18 protein-coding genes and 1 pseudogene are annotated in these 19574 nt (G+C 68.5%); 7 read left to right on the top strand and 12 right to left on the bottom strand.

Annotated features, from left to right (window positions below; genetic code table 11):
• Nucleotides 1–7 precede the first annotated feature (7 nt).
• The 3 genes from J0695_RS16105 to J0695_RS16095 all read left to right on the top strand — a co-directional run bounded on the left by J0695_RS16105 (nucleotide 8) and on the right by J0695_RS16095 (nucleotide 2313).
• The gene (locus J0695_RS16105; RefSeq protein WP_206962739.1) at nucleotides 8–1072 is read left to right on the top strand and encodes a magnesium and cobalt transport protein CorA; all 1065 of its coding nucleotides are present in this window, start codon (nucleotides 8–10) and stop codon (nucleotides 1070–1072) included.
• Nucleotides 1073–1570: 498 nt separating this feature from the next.
• Nucleotides 1571–1951: a hypothetical protein gene (locus J0695_RS16100; RefSeq protein WP_206962736.1), complete on the top strand. Its 381-nt coding sequence runs from the start codon at nucleotides 1571–1573 to the stop codon at nucleotides 1949–1951.
• 92 nt (nucleotides 1952–2043) lie between these two features.
• Nucleotides 2044–2313, top strand: coding sequence for a transposase (locus J0695_RS16095; protein WP_307798650.1), 270 nt, complete (start codon nucleotides 2044–2046; stop codon nucleotides 2311–2313).
• Between the two features lie 73 nt (nucleotides 2314–2386).
• Here J0695_RS16095 and J0695_RS16090 read toward each other — a convergent pair whose 3' ends face one another.
• The 4 genes from J0695_RS16090 to J0695_RS16075 all read right to left on the bottom strand — a co-directional run bounded on the left by J0695_RS16090 (nucleotide 2387) and on the right by J0695_RS16075 (nucleotide 7467).
• On the bottom strand, nucleotides 2387–3391 hold the full coding sequence (locus tag J0695_RS16090) for a 3-oxoacyl-ACP synthase III family protein (protein ID WP_206962735.1): 1005 nt from the start codon (nucleotides 3389–3391) through the stop codon (nucleotides 2387–2389).
• Nucleotides 3388–5346 carry a ThiF family adenylyltransferase gene (locus J0695_RS16085; protein ID WP_206962734.1) on the bottom strand — a complete coding sequence of 653 codons (1959 nt, stop codon included), beginning with the start codon at nucleotides 5344–5346 and terminating at the stop codon, nucleotides 3388–3390. The genes J0695_RS16090 and J0695_RS16085 overlap by 4 nt, the downstream gene beginning before the upstream one ends.
• Nucleotides 5343–5573, bottom strand: a complete 231-nt coding sequence (locus J0695_RS16080) for a hypothetical protein (protein ID WP_206962733.1) — start codon at nucleotides 5571–5573, stop codon at nucleotides 5343–5345. Before J0695_RS16080 ends, J0695_RS16085 begins: the two co-directional genes overlap by 4 nt.
• A gap of 595 nt (nucleotides 5574–6168) precedes the next feature.
• On the bottom strand, nucleotides 6169–7467 hold the full coding sequence (locus J0695_RS16075; protein ID WP_206962732.1) for a PP2C family protein-serine/threonine phosphatase: 1299 nt from the start codon (nucleotides 7465–7467) through the stop codon (nucleotides 6169–6171).
• 988 nt (nucleotides 7468–8455) lie between these two features.
• On the opposite strand from J0695_RS16075, the pseudogene J0695_RS16070 reads away from it, so the two are divergent.
• A pseudogene (locus J0695_RS16070) lies at nucleotides 8456–8581 on the top strand (TOBE domain-containing protein); the annotation flags it as partial.
• A gap of 309 nt (nucleotides 8582–8890) precedes the next feature.
• Here the strand turns inward: J0695_RS16070 and J0695_RS16065 are convergent.
• Together J0695_RS16065 and J0695_RS16060 are read right to left on the bottom strand one after the other, a co-directional pair.
• The gene (locus J0695_RS16065; protein WP_206962730.1) at nucleotides 8891–9790 is read right to left on the bottom strand and encodes a universal stress protein; all 900 of its coding nucleotides are present in this window, start codon (nucleotides 9788–9790) and stop codon (nucleotides 8891–8893) included.
• A gap of 30 nt (nucleotides 9791–9820) precedes the next feature.
• A complete protein-coding gene (locus J0695_RS16060) occupies nucleotides 9821–12205 on the bottom strand; it encodes a phosphoketolase family protein (RefSeq protein WP_206962729.1) in 2385 nt (794 codons plus the stop codon).
• A gap of 549 nt (nucleotides 12206–12754) precedes the next feature.
• Between J0695_RS16060 and J0695_RS16055 the strand changes: the two genes are divergently transcribed.
• Entirely contained in the window at nucleotides 12755–13603 is an 849-nt protein-coding gene (locus J0695_RS16055) for a universal stress protein (protein ID WP_206962728.1), read from the top strand.
• A 204-nt stretch (nucleotides 13604–13807) separates the two neighbouring features.
• Here J0695_RS16055 and J0695_RS45660 read toward each other — a convergent pair whose 3' ends face one another.
• Nucleotides 13808–14002: a GLUG motif-containing protein gene (locus J0695_RS45660; RefSeq protein ID WP_372445776.1), complete on the bottom strand. Its 195-nt coding sequence runs from the start codon at nucleotides 14000–14002 to the stop codon at nucleotides 13808–13810.
• Nucleotides 14003–14494: 492 nt separating this feature from the next.
• On the opposite strand from J0695_RS45660, the gene J0695_RS16045 reads away from it, so the two are divergent.
• Nucleotides 14495–14701 (top strand): DUF2180 family protein, encoded by a 207-nt coding sequence (locus tag J0695_RS16045; RefSeq protein ID WP_206962726.1) that lies wholly within the window; start codon nucleotides 14495–14497, stop codon nucleotides 14699–14701.
• 73 nt (nucleotides 14702–14774) lie between these two features.
• A complete protein-coding gene (locus J0695_RS16040; protein WP_206962725.1) occupies nucleotides 14775–16496 on the top strand; it encodes a sensor histidine kinase in 1722 nt (573 codons plus the stop codon).
• A gap of 18 nt (nucleotides 16497–16514) precedes the next feature.
• Here J0695_RS16040 and J0695_RS16035 read toward each other — a convergent pair whose 3' ends face one another.
• From J0695_RS16035 to J0695_RS16015, 5 genes are read right to left on the bottom strand one after another with little or no spacing between them, the layout of a single operon-like run.
• A complete protein-coding gene (locus tag J0695_RS16035) occupies nucleotides 16515–17234 on the bottom strand; it encodes a response regulator (protein ID WP_206962724.1) in 720 nt (239 codons plus the stop codon).
• A complete protein-coding gene (locus J0695_RS16030) occupies nucleotides 17234–17692 on the bottom strand; it encodes a Crp/Fnr family transcriptional regulator (protein ID WP_206962723.1) in 459 nt (152 codons plus the stop codon). Before J0695_RS16030 ends, J0695_RS16035 begins: the two co-directional genes overlap by 1 nt.
• A 35-nt stretch (nucleotides 17693–17727) precedes the next feature.
• Nucleotides 17728–18312, bottom strand: coding sequence for an Rv1733c family protein (locus J0695_RS16025; RefSeq protein ID WP_206962722.1), 585 nt, complete (start codon nucleotides 18310–18312; stop codon nucleotides 17728–17730).
• The gene (locus J0695_RS16020; protein WP_206962721.1) at nucleotides 18309–18818 is read right to left on the bottom strand and encodes a flavodoxin domain-containing protein; all 510 of its coding nucleotides are present in this window, start codon (nucleotides 18816–18818) and stop codon (nucleotides 18309–18311) included. The genes J0695_RS16025 and J0695_RS16020 overlap by 4 nt, the downstream gene beginning before the upstream one ends.
• 17 nt (nucleotides 18819–18835) lie before the next feature.
• Nucleotides 18836–19573: a CBS domain-containing protein gene (locus tag J0695_RS16015; protein WP_206962720.1), complete on the bottom strand. Its 738-nt coding sequence runs from the start codon at nucleotides 19571–19573 to the stop codon at nucleotides 18836–18838.
• Between the last annotated feature and the right edge of the window lies 1 nt (nucleotide 19574).

Genomic DNA, 19574 nt, shown 5'->3' with positions numbered 1-19574 from the left:
GACACCGCTGGCACCGCAGCCCCCCGAGCAGCCCCTCGTACAGAACGACAACGGAAGCGTCGTCCAGGCCGCGCTCTACCGCGACGGCCGCCGGGTCTCGACCCCCGCCTCGCTCGCCGACACCTTCCGCCAGCTGCGCGAACACCCGGACGGCATGGCCTGGATCGGCCTGCACCGCCCGTCCGAACGCGAACTCCTCTCCCTGGCCGCCGAGTTCAACCTCCACCCGCTAGCCGTCGAGGATGCCCTGGAGGCCCATCAGCGCCCCAAGCTGGAGCGTTACGGCGACACGCTCTTCGTCGTACTGCGCGCGGCCCGCTACCTGGACGCCCAGGAGGAGGTCGACTTCGGCGAGTTGCATGTCTTCGTCGGCAAGGACTTCCTGATCACGGTCCGCCACGGCGCCGCCCCGGACCTCTCCGCCGTACGCAAGCGGATGGAGGAGACCCCGGAACTGCTCGGCCTGGGCCCGGAGGCGGCGCTGTACGCGATCCTCGACGCGGTGGTCGACGGGTACGCGCCGGTGGTGACGGGCGTACAGATCGACGTCGACGAGATCGAGACCGAGGTCTTCAGCGGCGACCCCGAGGTCTCCCGCCGTATCTACGAACTCTCCCGCGAAATGGTGGAGTTCCAGCGCGCGACCCGCCCTCTGGTGGGGATGCTGCACGCGCTGATGGCGGGCTTCGCCAAGTACGGCACGGACGAGGAACTGCAGCGCTATCTGCGCGACGTCGCCGACCACGTCACGCACACCAGCGAACGCGTGGACGGCTTCCGCCAGGCCCTCACCGAGATCCTCACGGTCAACGCCACGCTCGTCACGCAGCAGCAGAACGCGGAGATGCGGGCGCTCGCGGAGGCCGGTTTCCAGCAGAACGAGGAGATCAAGAAGATCTCGTCGTGGGCGGCCATCCTCTTCGCACCCACACTGGTGGGAACGATCTACGGCATGAACTTCGAGAGCATGCCCGAGCTGAACTGGGCGTTCGGCTACCCGTTCGCGATCGGCCTGATGGGGATCGTCTGCGTGAGTCTGTACGTCATCTTCAAACGGCGGGACTGGCTGTAGCGACGACCTTGACGACCTTGATCAATTTCACTCAAGCAAACGTTGCTCATGGTCCATTTTGACCCCTTGGGGAGAATCTGGGGAGAATGCGCGGCATGGGGGGAAAGCCAGTCATTGCCACCGACACGACTCGTTTGACGCTTCACAGGCGACTCGCCCCGCCTTCCCCTTCCACTGCAAATTGTCACCACCAGTAGCCCTCTCCCCACGGGCGACAGACCACCGAAGCTGTTGACTCGCGCCGGCGGCCCCGGGGACGGATGTGTTCGCTGCGCGTGTGCCTCAAGATCGTCACTGCCAACTCGGGCGGGACGGACCATCAGCAAGCCAGCACAGCGCAACGGGTGGCACAGCGTGCGCTGTGCCACCCGTTCTCTCAGGCGCCGGCGAGGTTCTCCGGCATGTACTCGGGAACCAGACCGAGTAGGACGTCGATAGCCGTGCGTCCCTTCCCACCCGCCTCCGGCATGAAGTGGGCGTAGTGGTCGAGGCGAAGGTATGCCGGAGAACGTGGAACCCGTCCTTGCGGGACGCCTTCCAGCGTTGCCCCTTCTCCCGCTCCGGCCCGCCCCATGGCAGTTCGACCTCGGCAGCCGGGTATTGCAGGAAGTACTCGGCCAGCTCGGCTGCGACCGGACCTGGCATGTCGACGATGCGCGTCTTCCCGCCTTTGGGCAGGGTGAAGTACAAACGGCCGCTGAGCAGCCGGACCTGCCTACGCACCCGGATAACCCCGCGCCGGAAGTCGACGTCCTGACTTCCTGCTGGTCGTCCGGGGCCTTGGGCCAGCGCACTGATTTGGCGCGCATCGGGTTGCGTACCAGGCGTCTGTCGTCGATGGCCGTTTCGAAGATGTTCGAGAGCGAGGTGAGAATCTGACGGGCGTACCGCGGCGCGCACTCGCTTTCGAGAGTGGCGATGTAGCCCCGAAGGACGGTCGCCGATTCGTCCCTCAGCGGCACAGCGCCGACGTGAGGACCCGCTCCACGGTGCGCTCCGGGGTGGAGGGCACGGTCAACGAGTTCGCCCACGGCCATGGCATGCGCCGCTGTCGCCACCGAGGGCAGAGCAAGGGCCACCTCCAGCACGTTTTGACTGCCATCGCCATCAACATCGAGCGCCTCAGCGGACTGCCGCCGACTGGGGAAGCGCCCACGCCCCGACAGCCGACCGCCTTCCAGGACTATCTCGATCAGCACAAGATCCCCCGGCCGAAGTCCTGGCGAACCCTCGGCAGTTGACCTCGCTCACTCCAAGATCCCCAACAGAGTCAAGCTCAGGTCCCATGTGATCCTGCTCGCCGGCAGTACGGGGTCACAGCCAGCGCTGCACGGAACCCGCCCAGCTCATCCCCGCGCCGACAGCGGCGTGCAGGACGGTGCTCTGCGGCTTGAGCCGCCCTTGGGACCGTGCCGCATGCAGGGCCATGGGGATCGAAGCCGCCCCCGTGTTGCCGAACGTATCGGCGGTGACCACGAGTTGCGACGTGGAGATGCCCAGCTCGGCGCCAAGGGTGCGGAGCATGCGCGGGTTGGCCTGATGCGGGATGACCAGGTCGATCTGATCCAGGTTCAGGCCGGACAGCTGAGTGAGCCTCGCGACGACCTGCGGGAAGATCTCGTGGAAGTAGGCCGTGACGGCTTTCCCGTTCATGTGCAGGTAGTGCCCGCCTTCAGTGACAGTGAGCTCGCTGGCCGGACGGGCACTGCCCCCGGCGCGGATCCCGACGATGTCGGCCAGTCCACCGTCCGTTCCCTGGGTGCTGCAGAGGATTCCCCTCCCCGCGGGCGCCGGACCCACGACGACCGCGCCGGCGCCGTCGGCGAACAGCACCCCGGTGGAGCGGTCGCCGGGGTTCTGGAACTTGGAGAACACCTCGGCGCCGATGACCAGCGCCCGGCCCCCGGGACAGGACGCCGCCAGGACGTCGTGGGCCAGCTTCAGGGCGTAGAGGAATCCCGCGCATGCTCCGCCGACATCCGTGGCCCAGGCCCGGTCCGCGCCGAGCTGGTGCTGCACCCGGCAGGCCGTGGCGACCGCGAGCTGGTCGGGTGTACTCGTGGCCAGCAGGATGACGTCGATGTCCCGGGCGGACAGCTGGGCATCCGCGAGCGCCTGCTCGGCGGCCGCCAGCGCGAGGTCGGACGTGGCCTGAGCGGGCTCCGCACAGTGGCGCTGGGTGATGCCGGTCATGCGCTCGATCCACGCGGGCTCCACCCCGTACTGCTCGGCGATCTCCGCGTTGCCGACGCAGCGGTCCGGGATGTGCACGCCCAGCCCGTGAATGCCCCATGCGGTGGGTGGCGCCTGGCCGCTCATGGGCGGACCGCCTGGACGAGCGCCTCCTCCACCGCCCGGGCACACCCCGCCACGGTGGTCTCCGGCTCGGCGAGCAGCGAATCGTCGACGGGTGCCTGGAACAGCTCCTCGGCCCGGACCGCGATCTCCACGACCTGGAGCGAGTCCAGGTCCAGGTCCTCGACGAGTCGGCTCTCGGGCGCGAGTCCGTCGACCGGGAGCTCGGCGACGGCTGCGACGATGGCGGTCACCCGGGTCAGAATGTCAGTGGCTGTGGTCATGAGGGAGTTCCTTGCTCGGGGCCGGGAGGACGTTGCCTCCGCGGCGACAGTCAGTTGTTGCCCGCGGCCGGGTGGTGCGAGCGTGTTCCGGTCGGCGGCGGTGAGGACTTCCAGGTCGGTGTAGAAGCGTCCGGACGGGCGGGGCTGGCCGAGCAGGATGCGGCGGCCGGCCTCGGCGGTCAGTGCCCCGCCGAGCGCCACGCCCGAGGCGAGCTGCGGCCAACTGCTGAGGGTGGTGCCGATCTGGGTGATGGAAGCGGTCAGTTCCGGGCTGATGCGTTCCCGGTCGACCATGGTGAGGATGACGTCGACCATCTCCTGTTGGGTGAGGTCCGCCAGGTCGGCGGAGGTGGTCCCGCCGAGCAGTCCGTGCAGGAGGGGCCTGTCGGGTTCGAGGTCGAACCGCTCGACGTCGAGCAGGCCCCGGTCGTTCGCGTCCATCACGACAGGGATGCCGAGCGCCCGGGCCCGCTCACGGGCGGCGAGCTTCACATACGGGGTGTCGCACTCCTCGACGAGGAGGTCGATGGGACCGGCACCACCGGAGAAGAACCGTTCCATCGTCTCGTCCGTCAGGCCGCCCTGGTAGATCTCGATGTCCAGCCAGGGATCGAGTTCCAGCATCTGACGGGCCGCGAGCACGCACTTGTTCAGGCCGAGATGGTGCACGCCGGCCCGCAGCCGGTTCAGGTTGGAGACGCTGAGGGAATCGAAGTCGGCGAGCTTGAAGGATCCCCCGATGCCCTCCATCGCGAAGGTCAGGGCGGCACTGCTGCCGACCGAGAGGCCGATGATGCCCACCCGGCGCCCCAGCAGCCGGCGCTGCTGGGCGCGGTCGATCCGTCCACGGTTGCGGTCGGTGCGCACCAGCCGGAACTCATCGCGCGGCAGCAGATGCACCAGTCGTCCCGACCACGGGTACCAGGCCCAAGTTCCGTACTCGTCCCGGCCGGCCCCGCCCAGCTGCTCGGCCACGGCCCGCTCCACGGCCTCCGGCGAGGAACGCAGCCGGGGCTCACGGCTGGTGACCAGTTCTTTCAGCTGGTCCCCGATGGTGTCCATGACCTCGCGCACCTCACCCGAATCGAGCAGGTCCTGCACACCGGGCCGGTCCTGCTCGCGCGCCAGGTCGAAGAGCACGGGCTGCCAGCTCTCACGGGCAGCGGCGTCACCACGCCTGGCTGCGACCCTGAGCGCAACGGCAGGAGGACGGGCACCCTCCCGCTCCGGCCGGTCCACCCTGAGGTCACTGTCGAGTCCGGCCTGCTCCGCGGAGACGGTGGCGGCCGGGAAGGCGTCCTCCAGGTGCTCGACCAGCCCGGCGTACTCGCCCGCCGGGAGGGCGGATTGATAGAGCATGATCACCACGTCCTCGGTATACCGCTCGACGTAGCGGCGCGTGCCCGGGACGGGACGGAAGCCGAACCGCTCATGGAACCGGTCCTGCCCGTCGGCAGTACCCGAGGTCCCGATCATCGCCTTGGCGCCCAGGCAGCGTGCGGCCGCGATGGCGAAGGCGTTCAGATGGATCCCCAGGCCCAGCTTGCGCGCCTGGTGCTCCACCACCAGACGGCTGTGCTCAAACGTTTTCGCAGTGCCGAGGCCGTACTCCCGCAGGCACTCCTCGTAGCGCTCCGCACCCAGGTAGGCCCGGGTCTGGAACAGCTCACCCGTCTCGGGCGTGGACAGCCTCACGTACCCCAGCGGCGGGCCTCCCGCCTCCCGATGAAGTGCCAGGCGCCGAAGTCCAGGTCCTGATCGTCGGCGTACCCGCCGTCGGACGTCCGGAAGCCGGGACGACGACCACGGTCGAACAGGATCCTCGCCCTCAGCTCACGAACCCTGCCGACCAGCTCTGCCTCAGCCGACTCCGCACCCCCGAGGCGGAACGCGGACACGTGCCACGGCACGCCCTGAGTCATCGGAACGCTCTTCATGACCAGCAACCCTCTTCGGCTAACGCACATCGCCGGGCAGTGTTCCGGCAGGGCGCATCCAGCGCCCACAAGATCACAACGAGCGCCCCCTTGATCGGTTGCGCGCCGCAATGCCAAACGGGGAGCACCCGCCTGAAGCGGCAGCACCGTGACTGCAACATGACGACAGACGAAGCCGGCGCCGCCATGGAACCAAAAATTGGGGGCCTCCGCCTGGAAGCGGAAACCCGGCATCCGCCCCGGAGACGACACCAGGAGACCTCCCCGTCTGCTCCCCCCGGCAACGGCGCAAGAGACCCCTTCTTGCGCCGAAAGGAACAATGCACGCCTACGCCTGGAGCCTCCACGCGCGGTGTGCCGAGTTGGCGACTTGTGCGCTCATAAGGTCCCGACGGACAGTTCGGCAAGCGCGGGCAAGGAGAATTCCATGGTCAAGGAGCGCACGTCCCTCGCAGACCAGACCTACTTGCGAACATGCACGCGTTTCCATCGGCTGTCGGTCGAGCTCCAGGATCGGACCGCGATCTGGTGCCGGTGGAGTCCGCGAGAACCTGCGGTATGGGATGGATTCCCGTGCCCTTCATGAAATGCGGGGAGTGGTCGCGCGGCCTCCACGACCGCTCCGGCCCCGGTGCGACAACCGTTGATCAGCCTTGGCGGCCGGGGTGTCGGCCTGGCTGATCAGGAGCAGGGTGACGTCGTCGGCGTAGGGGGCGGCGTCGGGCAGCAGCGCCTGCAGGACGCGGTCGGCCACGTGTTCCAGTTCGCGGGTGGTGGCGAAGGCGGTCCGCAGGGTGTCGGTCAGGTGCAGGAGCCGGTCGTCGAGGTCGGTGCGCGGTGTCTCGATCAGGCCATCCGTGTAGAGCGCGAGGGTCGAGCAGGTCGGCAGGGGCAGGAGGACCTGATGGTGCGCGATCTGGCCCACGCCGAGGGGGACGCTGACCGGTACTGGCAGTGTGTCGACCCTTCCGTCGGGTGTGACCAGCAGGATCGGCAGGTGGCCGGCCGAGCAGGCCGTCAGCTCGCCGCGGGCGGGGTCGAGCCGCAGGTAGGCGCAGGTGACGAGTTGCTCGGGCAAGCCGGTGGTGAACGCGTCCAGGGCCCGCATCAGTTCGCTTGGTTCCAGCCCTGCCAAGGCCAGGGCCCGGGCGGCGGAGCGCAGTTGGCCCATGACCACGGCCGCGTCCAGGCCACGTCCCATCACGTCGCCGATGATCACGCCGACCCGTCCGGCTCCCAGCGGGACCAGGTCGAACCAGTCCCCGCCCACCCCGTGGCCCCGGGTCGAGGGCAGGTAGCGGCTCGCGACGCGGGTTCCGGGAATCGCCGAGGGGGTTCTCATCAGGGCGTTCTGCAGGGTCAGTGCGATGTGCCGCTGGTCCTGGTGGAGTCCCGCGCGCAGAGCGTCCTCGCGCATGCGGTCCGCGACGTCGCGCACGATCGAGTAGGCGCCGGTGATAGTGCCGGCCCGGTTGCGGATCGGCCACACGCTCTCGTCGACGTTCAGCAGGCGTCCGTCGCTGGCCGTCCGAACGGTCTCCAGGTGCTTGATCCGCTGTCCCCGGTCGATCCGGTGCTGCAGGCCGGCCACCTCGTCCCTGCGTTCGGGCGGGGTCAGCATCGAGACATGGCGACCGATCATCTCCTGCGCGGTATAGCCGTACAGTCGCTCCGCCGCCGCGTTACAGAAGGTGATGATCCCCTGCGCGGTGCGGGTGATGATTGCGTCCTGGCAGGTCTCGACCAACAGGGCCAGTTCGCTGGTCCGGTCCTCTGCGACCGTGCGGCCACCGGGACTTCGCGGCGCGGCCTGCGAGCCGGGGCGCTCCCGGCGCGGGAGGCGCCCGATCGAGACGTCACCCGGGGAGTCAATCGGCATCCGGCACCCCGGTGTCCTGGTAGGACTCCAGGTCAGCAGGGGTAGCCAACCACTCCATCCCACTACTGCACGGTCGTACGAACACCTTCTGGGAGACGACCGAGCCGCTCTCGCGGGACCGGTACGCCAACTGGCCCCTGATCACACCGGTCTGACCGGTAGTACGGTGTCGGACCGATACGCCTGCGTAGTGGTGCTGCCGGAATTCGTCAAACATGGTGCGCGGCCTGCTTCAGGTCATGGTTCACTCCGGACCAGATCGGTGTCCTGCGCCGGTTGGCGCTTCGGTCGCCCCGACCCTATGAGGGAACCGCCCCGCCGAACACGATGCCCCCTTGGGGTCACCCGTACGAGTGCGGGTCTGAGTAGTTTCGGCCAGGTGTGACTGGAGGGCCTGGCTGGATGGATCGGGCCTGCGCGCCGGTGCTCGGTCTCGATGGCGAGGTGTCGGGCACGTACTCTGCAAAGGGGATCGCAACCAGGCGGCTACGCTTTGCTGATGCCCGGTCCTCTCTCCAATTCCGAGCAGGGCGGGCCGTCGCCGGCCATTGTGCGGTGCGGCCGGAGCTCGTCTCGGCCCTACAGTCCCAAGGCGCCTATGGGCAGCGGGCGTTGAGCCTGCTATGGGACGCCGTGCACATCCTCAACTGTCCCAGCGTGTTTCGGGCCCCTTATGAAGTGGCCCGGTGCGGGGAGAAGACTGGGGGCAGGAGCCGGCTTCGGCGTCCCCCAGCGCGTCCTTGACCTGCACGCCCGCACCTACCGAGGCGAACCCCTCAGTGCGGACGAGTACATGCTCTCCAGCGACGAGAAGACCTCGATCCAGGCCCGCTGCCGCTGCCACCCGACCCTGGCACCCGCGCCGGGCCAGGGCGATGCGCGTCAACCACGAGTACGGACGCGGCGGAGCCCTGGACTACCTGGCCGCCTACGACGTCCACCAAGCCAACTGCGGTCCACACCCCGGTCCACACCTCATGGGTGAACCAGATCGGGTCCACACCGGGTGGTGTCGCTGCTAACGAGAGAAGCCGTTGAGGACCTGCGTCTGGAGATCGGGGACCAGGTCACGGCCCGCGTGAAGTCCACGGACCTCTTCATCGACATCCCATGAACCCCAGGCCACCTCTCGTCATACCGGCTCCTTCGGCATGGGGCGGGTGGCTTCCACTGCCCCACGTAAATTTCTCAGCGTAAGTGCGAGTTGCTGCCTGAGCCTGAGATTCTCCTCGGCCAGCAGCCGGTACTCGTCGGCCAGCTGGCGAGCACATTCGTGCGCCGCCTGGACCCGTTCCCGGTCACGCGGGGAGGGAAGGAGACGGGGCTTCTGGTCCACCGACACCTCACAGCAGCAGTCGCGACCGCAACCGTCCCTCCTCGTGCGGGCACTCGGCAACTCCCTGCTCGCCATCGGCTGCCGTGCTCAGCTGTGGGGAACGACGGCCACGGGACATTGCGCGTGATGGATGACCGCGTGGGTGACCGGCCCGGTGTGCGGGCCCAGGTGCGTGGCGCGACGGCGCCGGCCCACCACCAACAGCTCCGCACCGTGCGCCGTGCGGAGCAGCTGTTCTGCAGCGTTGCCGCCGACGACCATTTCAGTGACCGGGAAGTCCGGCCACTTCTCCCGCCAGGGCTGCACCAGTTCTGCCAGTTCGCGCTGGTTGTCCGCCACCAGGTCGGCATCGGTCAAGGGCATGAACTCGGTCGAGTCGAATCCATAGGACTGTGGAATGCGGTAGGTGTGCACCACGTGCAGCACCGCTTTCCTGATCCGTGCCTCCTCGAAGGCGAACTCGATCACTTCATGGGACGAGCGGCCCAGTTCCACCCCCACGACGACTTCACGATGCGGGTCCTGTGCGGTGCCCCGGTCGACGCCGCCGGGCTCCGGGCTGCCGTCCGGCACGACGGCACGCACCAGTACGACCGGCCGCTCTGCCGTCGCCAGGACGGACTGGGCGACTGCGCCTGTGAGGAATCCGGTCAGGCCGCTGAGGCCGCGGGATCCGAGCGCGAGCAGCTCGGACGTTCGCGCCGCGTCGAGCAGTGCGGCCGTCGGTGGCTCGGGCACCTGCGTCACGGTGACGTCCAGCCCGGGATGCACCCTGTCGACGCGCTCCTGTGCTTCGCGCAGCAGTCGTCCCGCCCAGTGTCGCTCCGCTGTGTTCGCCGCAGCGGACGCCGAGGGAGGGGGCTGCCAGGGCCAGGAGTGCAGCAGGTGGAGTGGGACACCGCGCAGGTGCGCCTCTTGTGCCGCCCAGTCGAGGGCCGCCAGGCTTTCGGGGGATCCATCGACTCCCACAGTGACGGGTCGGATCATGACGTGTGCCTCTCTCACTGACGATTGGGTTCAGCCGGTCCAGGTCCAGTCGGCGACCTCGGGGAGGTCGGTGCCGTGTTCGCGGATCCAGTCGTGGTGGCGCAGGCGGGTGTCCGACAGGTCCTGGCGGATCGTGGCGGCGCGTTCGGCGAGGCCGGGGACGCGGTCGATGACGTCCATGGCCAGGCGGTAGCGGTCGAGGTCGTTGCGTACGACCATGTCGAAGGGCGTCGTCGTGGTGCCCTCCTCCTTGTAGCCGCGGACATGCAGGTGCTCGTGGCCGGTACGGCGGTAGGCGAGGCGGTGGATGAGCCACGGATAGCCGTGGTACGCGAAGACCACCGGCCGGTCAGCGGTGAACAGGGCGTCGTACTCGGCATCGGGCATGCCGTGCGGGTGCTCCGCCGAGGGCAGAAGGCGGGCCAGATCCACCACGTTCACCACACGCACCGCCAGTTCGGGCAGATGGCGGCGCAGCAGCTGGGCTGCGGCCAGCACCTCCAGCGTGGGAACGTCACCGGCGCATGCCAGGACCACGTCCGGGTCACGGATGCCGTTTTCCGTGCTCGCCCAGTCCCAGATCCCGGCGCCGCGGGCGCAGTGGCCGCGGGCCTCCTCCAGGGTCAGCCAGTCGAAGCAGGGCTGCTTGCCCGCGACGACGACATTGACGTAGTCGCGGGAGCGCAGGACGTGGTCGGCCACAGCCAGCAGGGTGTTGGCGTCTGGCGGCAGGTAGACCCGTACGACCTCGGGCGACTTGTTGAGGACGTGATCGATGAATCCCGGGTCCTGGTGCGAGAAGCCGTTGCTGTCCTGGCGCCAGACATGCGAGGTCAGCAGGTAGTTCAGGGAGGCGACAGGACGGCGCCAGGGCAGGCGGCGCGCGGTCCGAAGCCACTTGATGTGCTGGTTGACCATGGAGTCGACGATGTGGACGAACGCCTCGTAGCAGGAGAACATCCCGTGCCGGCCGGTGAGCAGATAGCCCTCCAGCCAGCCCTGGCAGGTGTGTTCGGACAGAATTTCCATGACGCGGCCGTGCGGGTCCAGGTTCTCGTCCACCGGCAGGGTCTGCGCCTGCCACGCCTTGCCGGTGGCCCGGTATACGGATTCCAGCCGGTTGGAGGCGGTCTCGTCCGGGCCCACCAGCCGGAAGTCGCGCCGCTCGGCGGTGTTCTCCAGGACGGTCTCCAGGAGATCGCCCAGTACCCGGGTGGGTTCGTGCATCGTGGCGCCGGGCTTGTCGACCTGTACCGCGTAGTGCTCCAGCGGCGGCAGCGGCAGGGCACGCACCAGGAGTCCGCCGTTCGCGTGCTCGCTCGCGCCGAGCCGCCGAACCCCTTTGGGCACGCACTCAAGTACCTGGGCAGAGGGCCTGCCGCGGTCGTCGAACAGCTCCTGCGGACGGTAGGAGCGCATCCACTGCTCCAGCTGCCGCAGGTGATCCGGATTTTCCCGTACTCCGGCCAGTGGGACCTGATGCGCGCGCCAGGTCCCTTCGACCGGGAGCCCGTCGACCTCCACGGGGCCGGTCCAGCCTTTGGGCGTACGGAGCACGATCATGGGCCAGCGACGCCGTTCGGTGACACCCTCCTCACGGGCGCCGCGCTGAATACTGCTGATCAGGTCCAGGGCCGTGTCCATGGCGTGCGCCATCGCGACGTGCACCTGGAGCGGGTCATCGCCCTCGACGTGGATCGGGTCGTGGCCCAACCCGCGCAGCAGGTCGTCGAGTTCGTACGCGGGAAGGCGGGCGAGCACGGCCGGGTTGGCGATCTTGTAGCCGTTGAGGTGCAGGATCGGCAGGACCGCACCGTCGTGGACCGGGTCGAGAAACTTGTTGGAGTGCCAGGAGGCCGCCAGCGGCCCGGTCTCGGCCTCGCCGTCGCCGATCACACAGGCGACCAGCAGTTCAGGGTTGTCGAAGGCGGCGCCATAGGCGTGCGACAGGGAGTAGCCGAGTTCGCCGCCCTCGTGGATCGAGCCCGGCGTCTGTGGGGCCACATGGCTGGGCACCCCACCGGGGAAGGAGAACTGGCGAAAGAGGCGGGCCATTCCCTCCGCATCCCTGCTCACGTCGGGATACGTCTCGGAGTACGTGCCCTCGATCCAGGAGTTGGCGAGTACCGCGGGCCCTCCATGACCGGGGCCCCAGATGCACAGAGTGTCCTTGCCGTGGTCCCTGATCACACGGTTGAGATGGGTGTGGACGAGGTTCAGCCCGGGCGAGGTCCCCCAGTGGCCGAGCAACCGGGGTTTGATGTGCTCGGGGCGCAGCGCCTCTTCGAGCAGCGGATTGGCCGTCAGATAGATCTGACCGACGGCAAGGTAGTTCGCTGCCCGCCAGTGCGCGTCGAGCGCGGCCAACTCCTGCGCGCTCAGGTAACTGGCTGATTCCTGATGGGTGTCGGGCATCACGCACTCCCTCCATAGACCGCCGAGCGGGCGTCATCGCCAGAACCGTCGCAGTGGTGTTCCCTGCGCGTTTAACAGCGCGTGTGGAGCACCCTGATCCACGGTGCCCTGCACGATGTGCCTCGCGGAGCGGAGTAAATGCCCGGCCGCTGGGGACCGGAGCCTCGTTTCCCAGCCTAGGAACCCTGCCCGAGCAAGCACAGGTGCCAGATGGCCCTATCCGTGGGGCTTGCAGGACAGGTTGGCGCGAGTTGAGCACTCTCACCCAGCGACCGTTCGGGCCCCGGCGTCCATGAGGTCTGTCCACAAGGGTCCACGGTTCCGAGCGCGCCCTTGATGTGCACCACCACGTCGCCGGAGGTTTCGTCCACAGTCGACAGGCCGGTAGCCCGCGTTCCTTCAGGCTGCCGTGTGCGGCGGTCGCTGCAGAGAGCCGAACGGCCCTACAGCGAGGGCTGACCGGGCCGCATTCAGGACTCGACCGGCCCTGTCCGGTCGCTCGGCCCGGGTCCAGGATCGAGTCGAGGACCCCTCGCTGAAGGAGCGGCCATGAGCGCACAACGTGTTGTCGTAGGAGTGGACGGGTCACCCCTGTCCTTCCTTGCGCTGGACGCCGCCGCCGAGGAGGCGCAGCTGCGTAACGCGGATCTCGAAGTGATCTACTGCGTGGCCGACCTGGACGGAGCCGGCCCCGTCCTTCGGGCCGCCGCGTCGCGGATCGCCGAGCACCACCCTGACCTCGCCGTGATCACGACTGCAGCTGTCGGCGACCCTGCCGAAGTGCTGGTGGGGCGGGGGCACGACGCGGCCCTCACCGTGGTCGGCAGTCGTGGGCTCGGCGGCTTCCTCGGGCTGATGGTGCACTCGGTGAGCCACCGGATGGCGGGCCGTACCAACGGTCCACTACTCGTATTGAGGGGTACTGGCCCCCGGGGCTCGGGTGAACGCCACGAGAGAGGCAGGGTGCTGCTCGGTCTGGACGGTGACGACGACGCGGACGCCGCGCTGTTCGCCTTCGAGGAGGCTGCACTGCGCCACGCCCGGCTGGGCATACTGCACGCCCGGACCTACCGGCACGCACCAGCAGAATTCCCGGATCCGTACCCCACCATGCCGGCGCGAGAGACGATCCCCCACCACACTCCAGCCACAGCCGCACCGCAAGGTGAGATCGTCGGCCCACGGCGCCTGACCCATCCGAGCCGTGAGGTCGGGCCCAAGTCGGTACGGTCCACACCTTGGCGCGCCCTCATCGCAGCCACCGCGGAGGCGGAATTGGTGGTGATCGCCGCCCGCCGGCGACGCCACCCAGGGGGCTTCCAACTGAGCTCGCTCACAAGGGTGCTGCTGCACCAAGCACATTGCCCGGTGGTAATCGTTCCGGTTCCGGTGGGTTAGGGCGGAGCGCCCGGCGAACGGACGAGCAGTCCCAAGGCGGCGGGCACCCGCGCTGCTCATTGTCCGACTCACAACAGGACTTTCACGCAGGGCCATTCGCCTCCACCACTCGCACCCTCGCCTCTGGGCAAATCGCACCCGCCAAGGGGGAAAGTGAAGTCCTCCCCCCCCCTTCAACCTGTACAGAGACCCTCACAGCTCGTTTCATCCCAGGGACTCTGAGCCGGCGTGACAAAGGTTTCCTCCGAGCCTCCTTGTCCCTGGCCCGGCCGGATCCCGGTGTTCCCAGTCACCTGTCGCTGTGCAAGACCGAACCCGGGGGCTACCGTGGGTTGTGCCGCCCAAGCCCCCGGCCGCGCCGCTTCCACCGCGACGTCGCACCGGCGCACTCCGCACCATCTGCCGCAGGGCCTGCATCTCGTCTCCTCTACACGGTGCCCTTCGGCAACCCGATGCGTCCTGCGGGGCATCACGTCCCCGCCCCGCCTCTCGATAGAGCATCGAAGCCTTGGCGGCACTCATGTATGTCCTGGTCCTTCCCGCTGTGCTCCCGCTGGCCCTGCTCGGGACGGTGATGGGGCTCTCCTGGTGGGAGGATCTTCTGTTCCCACCCCGCCGGCCCGAAGGAGCACCCGATCAGGCCGCCGCCCCCCTTCAGCCCCCTCCTCTCGCCGAGACGTCGGCCGATGGACACCCCGAGCTGATCGGGTCCGCAACAGGCCATCAGCCGGTCAGGCGCTCCACTTCGAAGCCACCTCGACGTGGGCGCACCCTCTCCCTCAACACAGCTCCCGCATCACCGGAGCACGCACCCGCTCCGGGAATCCGCCCGTCCGGGCGCGCTTTCGCACCCCGCCGTATCCGACAACACACCAGAGAGCAGCAGAAGTCATGAACTGTTACGACTGCCTCCAACTCGGCACCACCACCTCTGCCAGTGCCGTGTGCACGCGCTGCGGCGCCGGGACCTGCCAGGAACACACCAAGGCCGGCACCGAAGACATCCACCGCGAGGAGGGCACGGGCCTCACCACCCTCAAGGTCCCCGCCCGCCGCCTCACCTGCGTCACCTGCCACGACGCGGAGCACCAGTTCTAACCCGGCAGCGCCACCCCACCGGGCACCGGGAACAGCACGGTCCTGTGGGCCGTGCGAACGAGCGGAGGCCGCAGTGAACGCCGAGGAACCCGCACTGTCCGAGACGGTGCCACGGCTGCGCCTGGATGTACTGCTCGAAGAACTCCAGGCGCAGATCCGCGTGGTCCGCGACACCCGAGGGCGTCTCCACGGTCTGCTGGAGGCGGTCCTGTCGGTGGGACGCGAGCTCGATCTCTCGCAGGTACTGCGGCACATCACCGAGGCCGCCGTCGTGCTGGTCGATGCCCAATACGGCGCACTCGGGGTGATAGGGCCCGATCAGCGTCTCGCACAGTTCCTCACGGTGGGTGTCAGCGACGCCGAGCACGCGCAGATCGGGGCCCTGCCCGCCGGACACGGGCTGCTTGGCGAGCTGATCAGCCATCCACAACCTCTGCGGCTGAGAGAGCTGTCGGAGCACCCGGCCTCCTACGGTTTCCCCCCACACCATCCGCCGATGCGCTCCTTCCTGGGCGTGCCCGTGAGTGTGCGGGGCGTGGTGTTCGGCAATCTGTACCTCACGCAGAAGCGAGGGGGTGCGCAGTTCGACGCGGAGGACGAGGCCGTCCTGTCGACTCTGGCCGTAGCGGCCGGGGTGGCGATCGACAATGCCCGCCTGTACGCCGAGGTGCAGGTCAGGGAGCGCTGGCTGGCGGCCGGCGCCGAGCTCACCAGCGGCCTGCTGTCCGGCGCACCGGAGACGACGGTGCTGGAACTGATGCTGAACCGGGCACGGGACATCACCTCAGCTGATCTCGGCGTAGTTGACCTCCTGACCCCCGGAACGCAGGAGTTGCGCGGGGTACTTGCGCTCGGGGAGGGGGCCACGCTGCACCGTGGAGTGAGGCTGCCGCGCGAGGGGACCCTGACCGGGGCAGCCCTGGCCGCAGGACAGCTGATTGTCACCGCCGATGTGGCAAGTGACCCGCGGGTCACCTATCTTCCCGAGCGCTGGAAGGGGATGGGACCCGCGGTCGCTGTTCCTTTGAGTACCAGTGACGGCGCTCGTGGGGTACTCGTGCTCGCCCGCACCGCGGGGCGCACGCCGTTTGCGCCGGAGGAGATCGCACCGCTGCCCGGCTTCGCCGGACAGGCCGCCCTCGCGCTGGAACTCGCCGACCGGCGCAAGGCGGCCGAGCAGGTGAGCCTGCTGGAGGACCGCGACCGGATCGCGCGCGATCTCCACGACCTGGCCATCCAGCGGCTGTTCGCCACCGGAATGACCTTGCAGAGCGCCAAGCGCTTCGTCGAACATCCGGAAGCAACCGAGCGGATCAGCCGGGCGGTCGACGACCTCGACACCACCATAAAGATCATCCGCTCCACGATCTTCGGACTGCGGGCGCACGACGCGACCGCAGTCGGCCCTGGCCTGCGGGCCCACGCCTCCCAGACCGCCGAAGAAGCCATCCCCGCACTCGGTTTCACCCCGTCACTGCGCATGGAGGGACTGCTCGACACCGACGTCCCGCACACCATGGCGGACGAGGTGGTGGCCGTGCTGAGCGAGGCGCTGGCGAACGTTGCCCGTCACGCACACGCCTCGTCCGCGGAGATCGTACTCATCGTCCGCAAGGAGCGCCTCACTTTGACGATCACCGACGACGGCGTCGGGATCGGCGCGGGCGGACCTCGCAGCGGGCTGCGCAATCTCAGCGAACGCGCGCAGAACCTGGACGGTGACCTCACCCTGGCCGTACCGGCCGAGGGCGGGACTCTCCTCCGCTGGGCGGTACCGCTTCCCGATCGCCGTTGACGAGGGCCGGCAGAGCAGTCAGGCGTCCTGGTGGGGCGGAGAGTCCAGCCGGACCGCCAGGACTGCAGCCTGGACCCGGCGCTCGACCCCGAGTTTCGCCAGCAGTCGCGAGATGTGGTTCTTGACGGTCTTTTCCGACAGATAGAGCCGCTTCCCGATCTGTCGATTGGTAAGCCCCTCGCCGATCAGATCGAGAATCTCGCGTTCACGCACGCTCAAGGCATCCAACTGACCTGCCACTGAGGGAGGTTGTTCAGCGGGGCCACGGAGGCTGCTCATCAGTCGCCCGGTGGTCGCCGGGTCCAGCATCGACTGCCCCGACGCCACGGTCCGTACCGCCGCGACCAGATCGGAGCCCTTGATCTGCTTCAGGACGTAGCCGGCGGCCCCGGCCATGATCGCGTCCAGCAGGGCGTCGTCATCGTCGAACGACGTCAGCATCAGGCAGGCCAACCCCGGTACGCGGTCTCGAAGTTCACGGCAGACGGTGATGCCGTCGCTGTCCGGGAGGCGTATGTCCAGGATCGCGACATCGGGGCGCAGCGCCGGGCCACGAACCAGCGCCTGCGCGCTGGTCCCCGCATCACCGACCACCGTGATGTCTTCTTCAGAGTCGAGGAGGTCGTGCACCCCGCGTCGTACGACCTCGTGATCGTCGAGCAGGAAGACCCGGATCGGTGATTCCGGCGAGAAGACGCGTTCCTGGCTCACATTGCCCTCCGGGCGGTCGGGTGCCATCAGTGCTGTGGCCCGCTGCCGGCCGGCCCGTAGAGATCCAACAGGCGGATCCTGGCGGCGTGGAGCCGGTGGGCAAGTACCTGCGCAACCCACAACCCCACTGCCGCTTCCATTTCCGGGTCGCGTCGGCACGCATCCCGGACCCCAGCGGCGTCGAACTCCGCAGCGCCCACCTGCCGCAGGGTCGTTGCTCCCAGCTGCCACACGTGTGGAGCGAACAGCCACGACCATCCCACAAGTTGACCTGGTCCCAATGTCTCGATGACTGCCGCAGGCCGCCCGGGAACATGCATGTCGAGTGCGACTGAGCCGAACCGGACGACCCAGAACCGGTCGGCGTGCTGCCCTTCGCTGAACAGGCGGGTACGAGCGGGGAAGGAGACCTCCTGGGCGAGTTCCGCCATCCGCGCACGGTACTCCGTGGGAAGCCCGCTGAGGATGCTGGTCATGACAGACATGGATCGTTCCCTTCCTTTCCTTGCTTATGGACGTCTCAGGCGCGATGAGCCCACTGGGGTTCGGTATCGGCCCAGGCCCGGTCCCACTCGGTCAGCCGACGGCGAAAGCACATACGCCCGACCGACACCCGGATACCGAGGACCGAGAGGATGACACCCGCGATCGCGGCGAAACCCGCTCCCGCGGACCGCGCCGCGACGTCGGTGGAATCAAGTGGTGCCGATGTGACTCGATCGTGCCGGTCCACCCAGATCGTGGTCACCGTCCCGCTGGGGCTGCCCGCCGCCACTATGGCGATCCCGGTCCTCTCGCTGCCCTGGGTGCTCCAGCGGACAGCGGCCTTCCCTTTCGTACCGACGGCCCCGCGCTCGGCGTGAAGGTTCGCTGCGGGAGCACTCTCGATGAGTGTCGCCTGCACCGGATGCCGGGATTCTCGTTGATTGTCGGCAGTCGCCTGCCCCCGGTGGTAGGTGGTCTGCACCGCCATCACACAGGCGAGCGGCGCGGCGAGAAGGAGGAGAAGGGCCAGCAGGAGGCCGGTCCACGCCTCGACTGTGTCCGAGGTCCTGCGCAGCGGATTGCTCCGCCAACGCCACATCACGGCTCCGGTAGCCGTCATCGCAACTGTGCCTCTGCAGCGCTCTCTTGCGCGATGCCCGTGGCCCACGCGGCGATCCGGTCGAAGTCCCGGAAGTCCCCGCCGCGTCCGGACTCGACGATCATCCGTGCCATGCGGCCGCTCGCCCCGGCTTCGAGCCGGCCGCCGAACGTGACGTGCTGCCGGGCGTCGAGGCTCGCCTGCGCCCGGCGGGCGCCGCGCACCGGCGGGATGTCCCGCTCCGCCGCAGTGCTGTCGAGTGGTCCGCTGCTGAAGAGCCACACCGCCCGGTTCAGCAGCGCGGCACGGTGCCGGCGTGCGAAGCGCACCGCGTCCCTGTGCCAGCGTCCCTCGTACAAGGCGCCGCCGAGAACCACCATGTCGTAGGGGTCCACGTCCTCGACGTCGGATGCGGGATACACCTCGGCCTCGATCCCGTTGCTGCGCAAGGTGGTTCCGATGGCCTCGGCTATCTGCCGGGTCGAACCGTTCTTCGTTCCGTACGCAACGAGTGCTTGCCGTGGCATGACCGGTCTCCTCACCCTCAGAGTTTGTGGATCCAGGCGTCCGCAACGTCCTGGAGTTGCTCTTCAACGGCTTCGCCCACGCTGTCGTCGATACGCCAGGTCAGCTCGGAGACGACATCGATGACACCATCGATCTGCTGGGCCATCCGCTGGGCGACGGTGGCCTCGATGCGCCGCTCCACCTCGCCCTTGAGCATCACCACCCCGTCCTGGACGTCGACGGAGACGGCCGTCAGCGGCAGACGCAGCGCCCCGCCCAGAACCGATTCCACGACTTCGCGGTGCAGGTCCGCGTCGGGCCGCAGGAAGAGCTGCAGGAGGTCTCGCCGGGTCACGATGCCCACCAGGCGGTCTTCATCGTCGACGACCGGCAGCCGTTCGATGCCGTGCTGCGCCATCGTCCGCGCACCGACGGCGACGGTGTCGTCGGCGTGGATCGTCACGGCCGGCCTCGACATCAACTGACCGGCCGAGTGCTCCCGGACGCTGACGTTCCTGTCCCACTGGCTGCGTCCCTTGGGCAGGAGACGCAGACGGGGCCGCAGCGACGGCTGGGGGGAAAGCGCTGTGCGTGCCTGGTCGCGCATCAAGTCGGTTCCGGACACGACCCCCATCACCCGCTCGTCGCCGTCCACGACGGGCAGGCCGCTGATCTTGTGCTCGGCGAGGAGGCGGGCGACCTCCTTGAACGGAGTGCCGAACTCGGCGCACACGACGTCGCCCGTCATGACCGAGCCGATCTTGCTGTGTCGCATG

It is taken from the genome of Streptomyces beijiangensis (assembly GCF_017315755.1).
GTDB classification, from domain to species: domain Bacteria; phylum Actinomycetota; class Actinomycetes; order Streptomycetales; family Streptomycetaceae; genus Streptomyces; species Streptomyces beijiangensis.
This window is presented reverse-complemented; position numbering and strand designations above follow the sequence as displayed.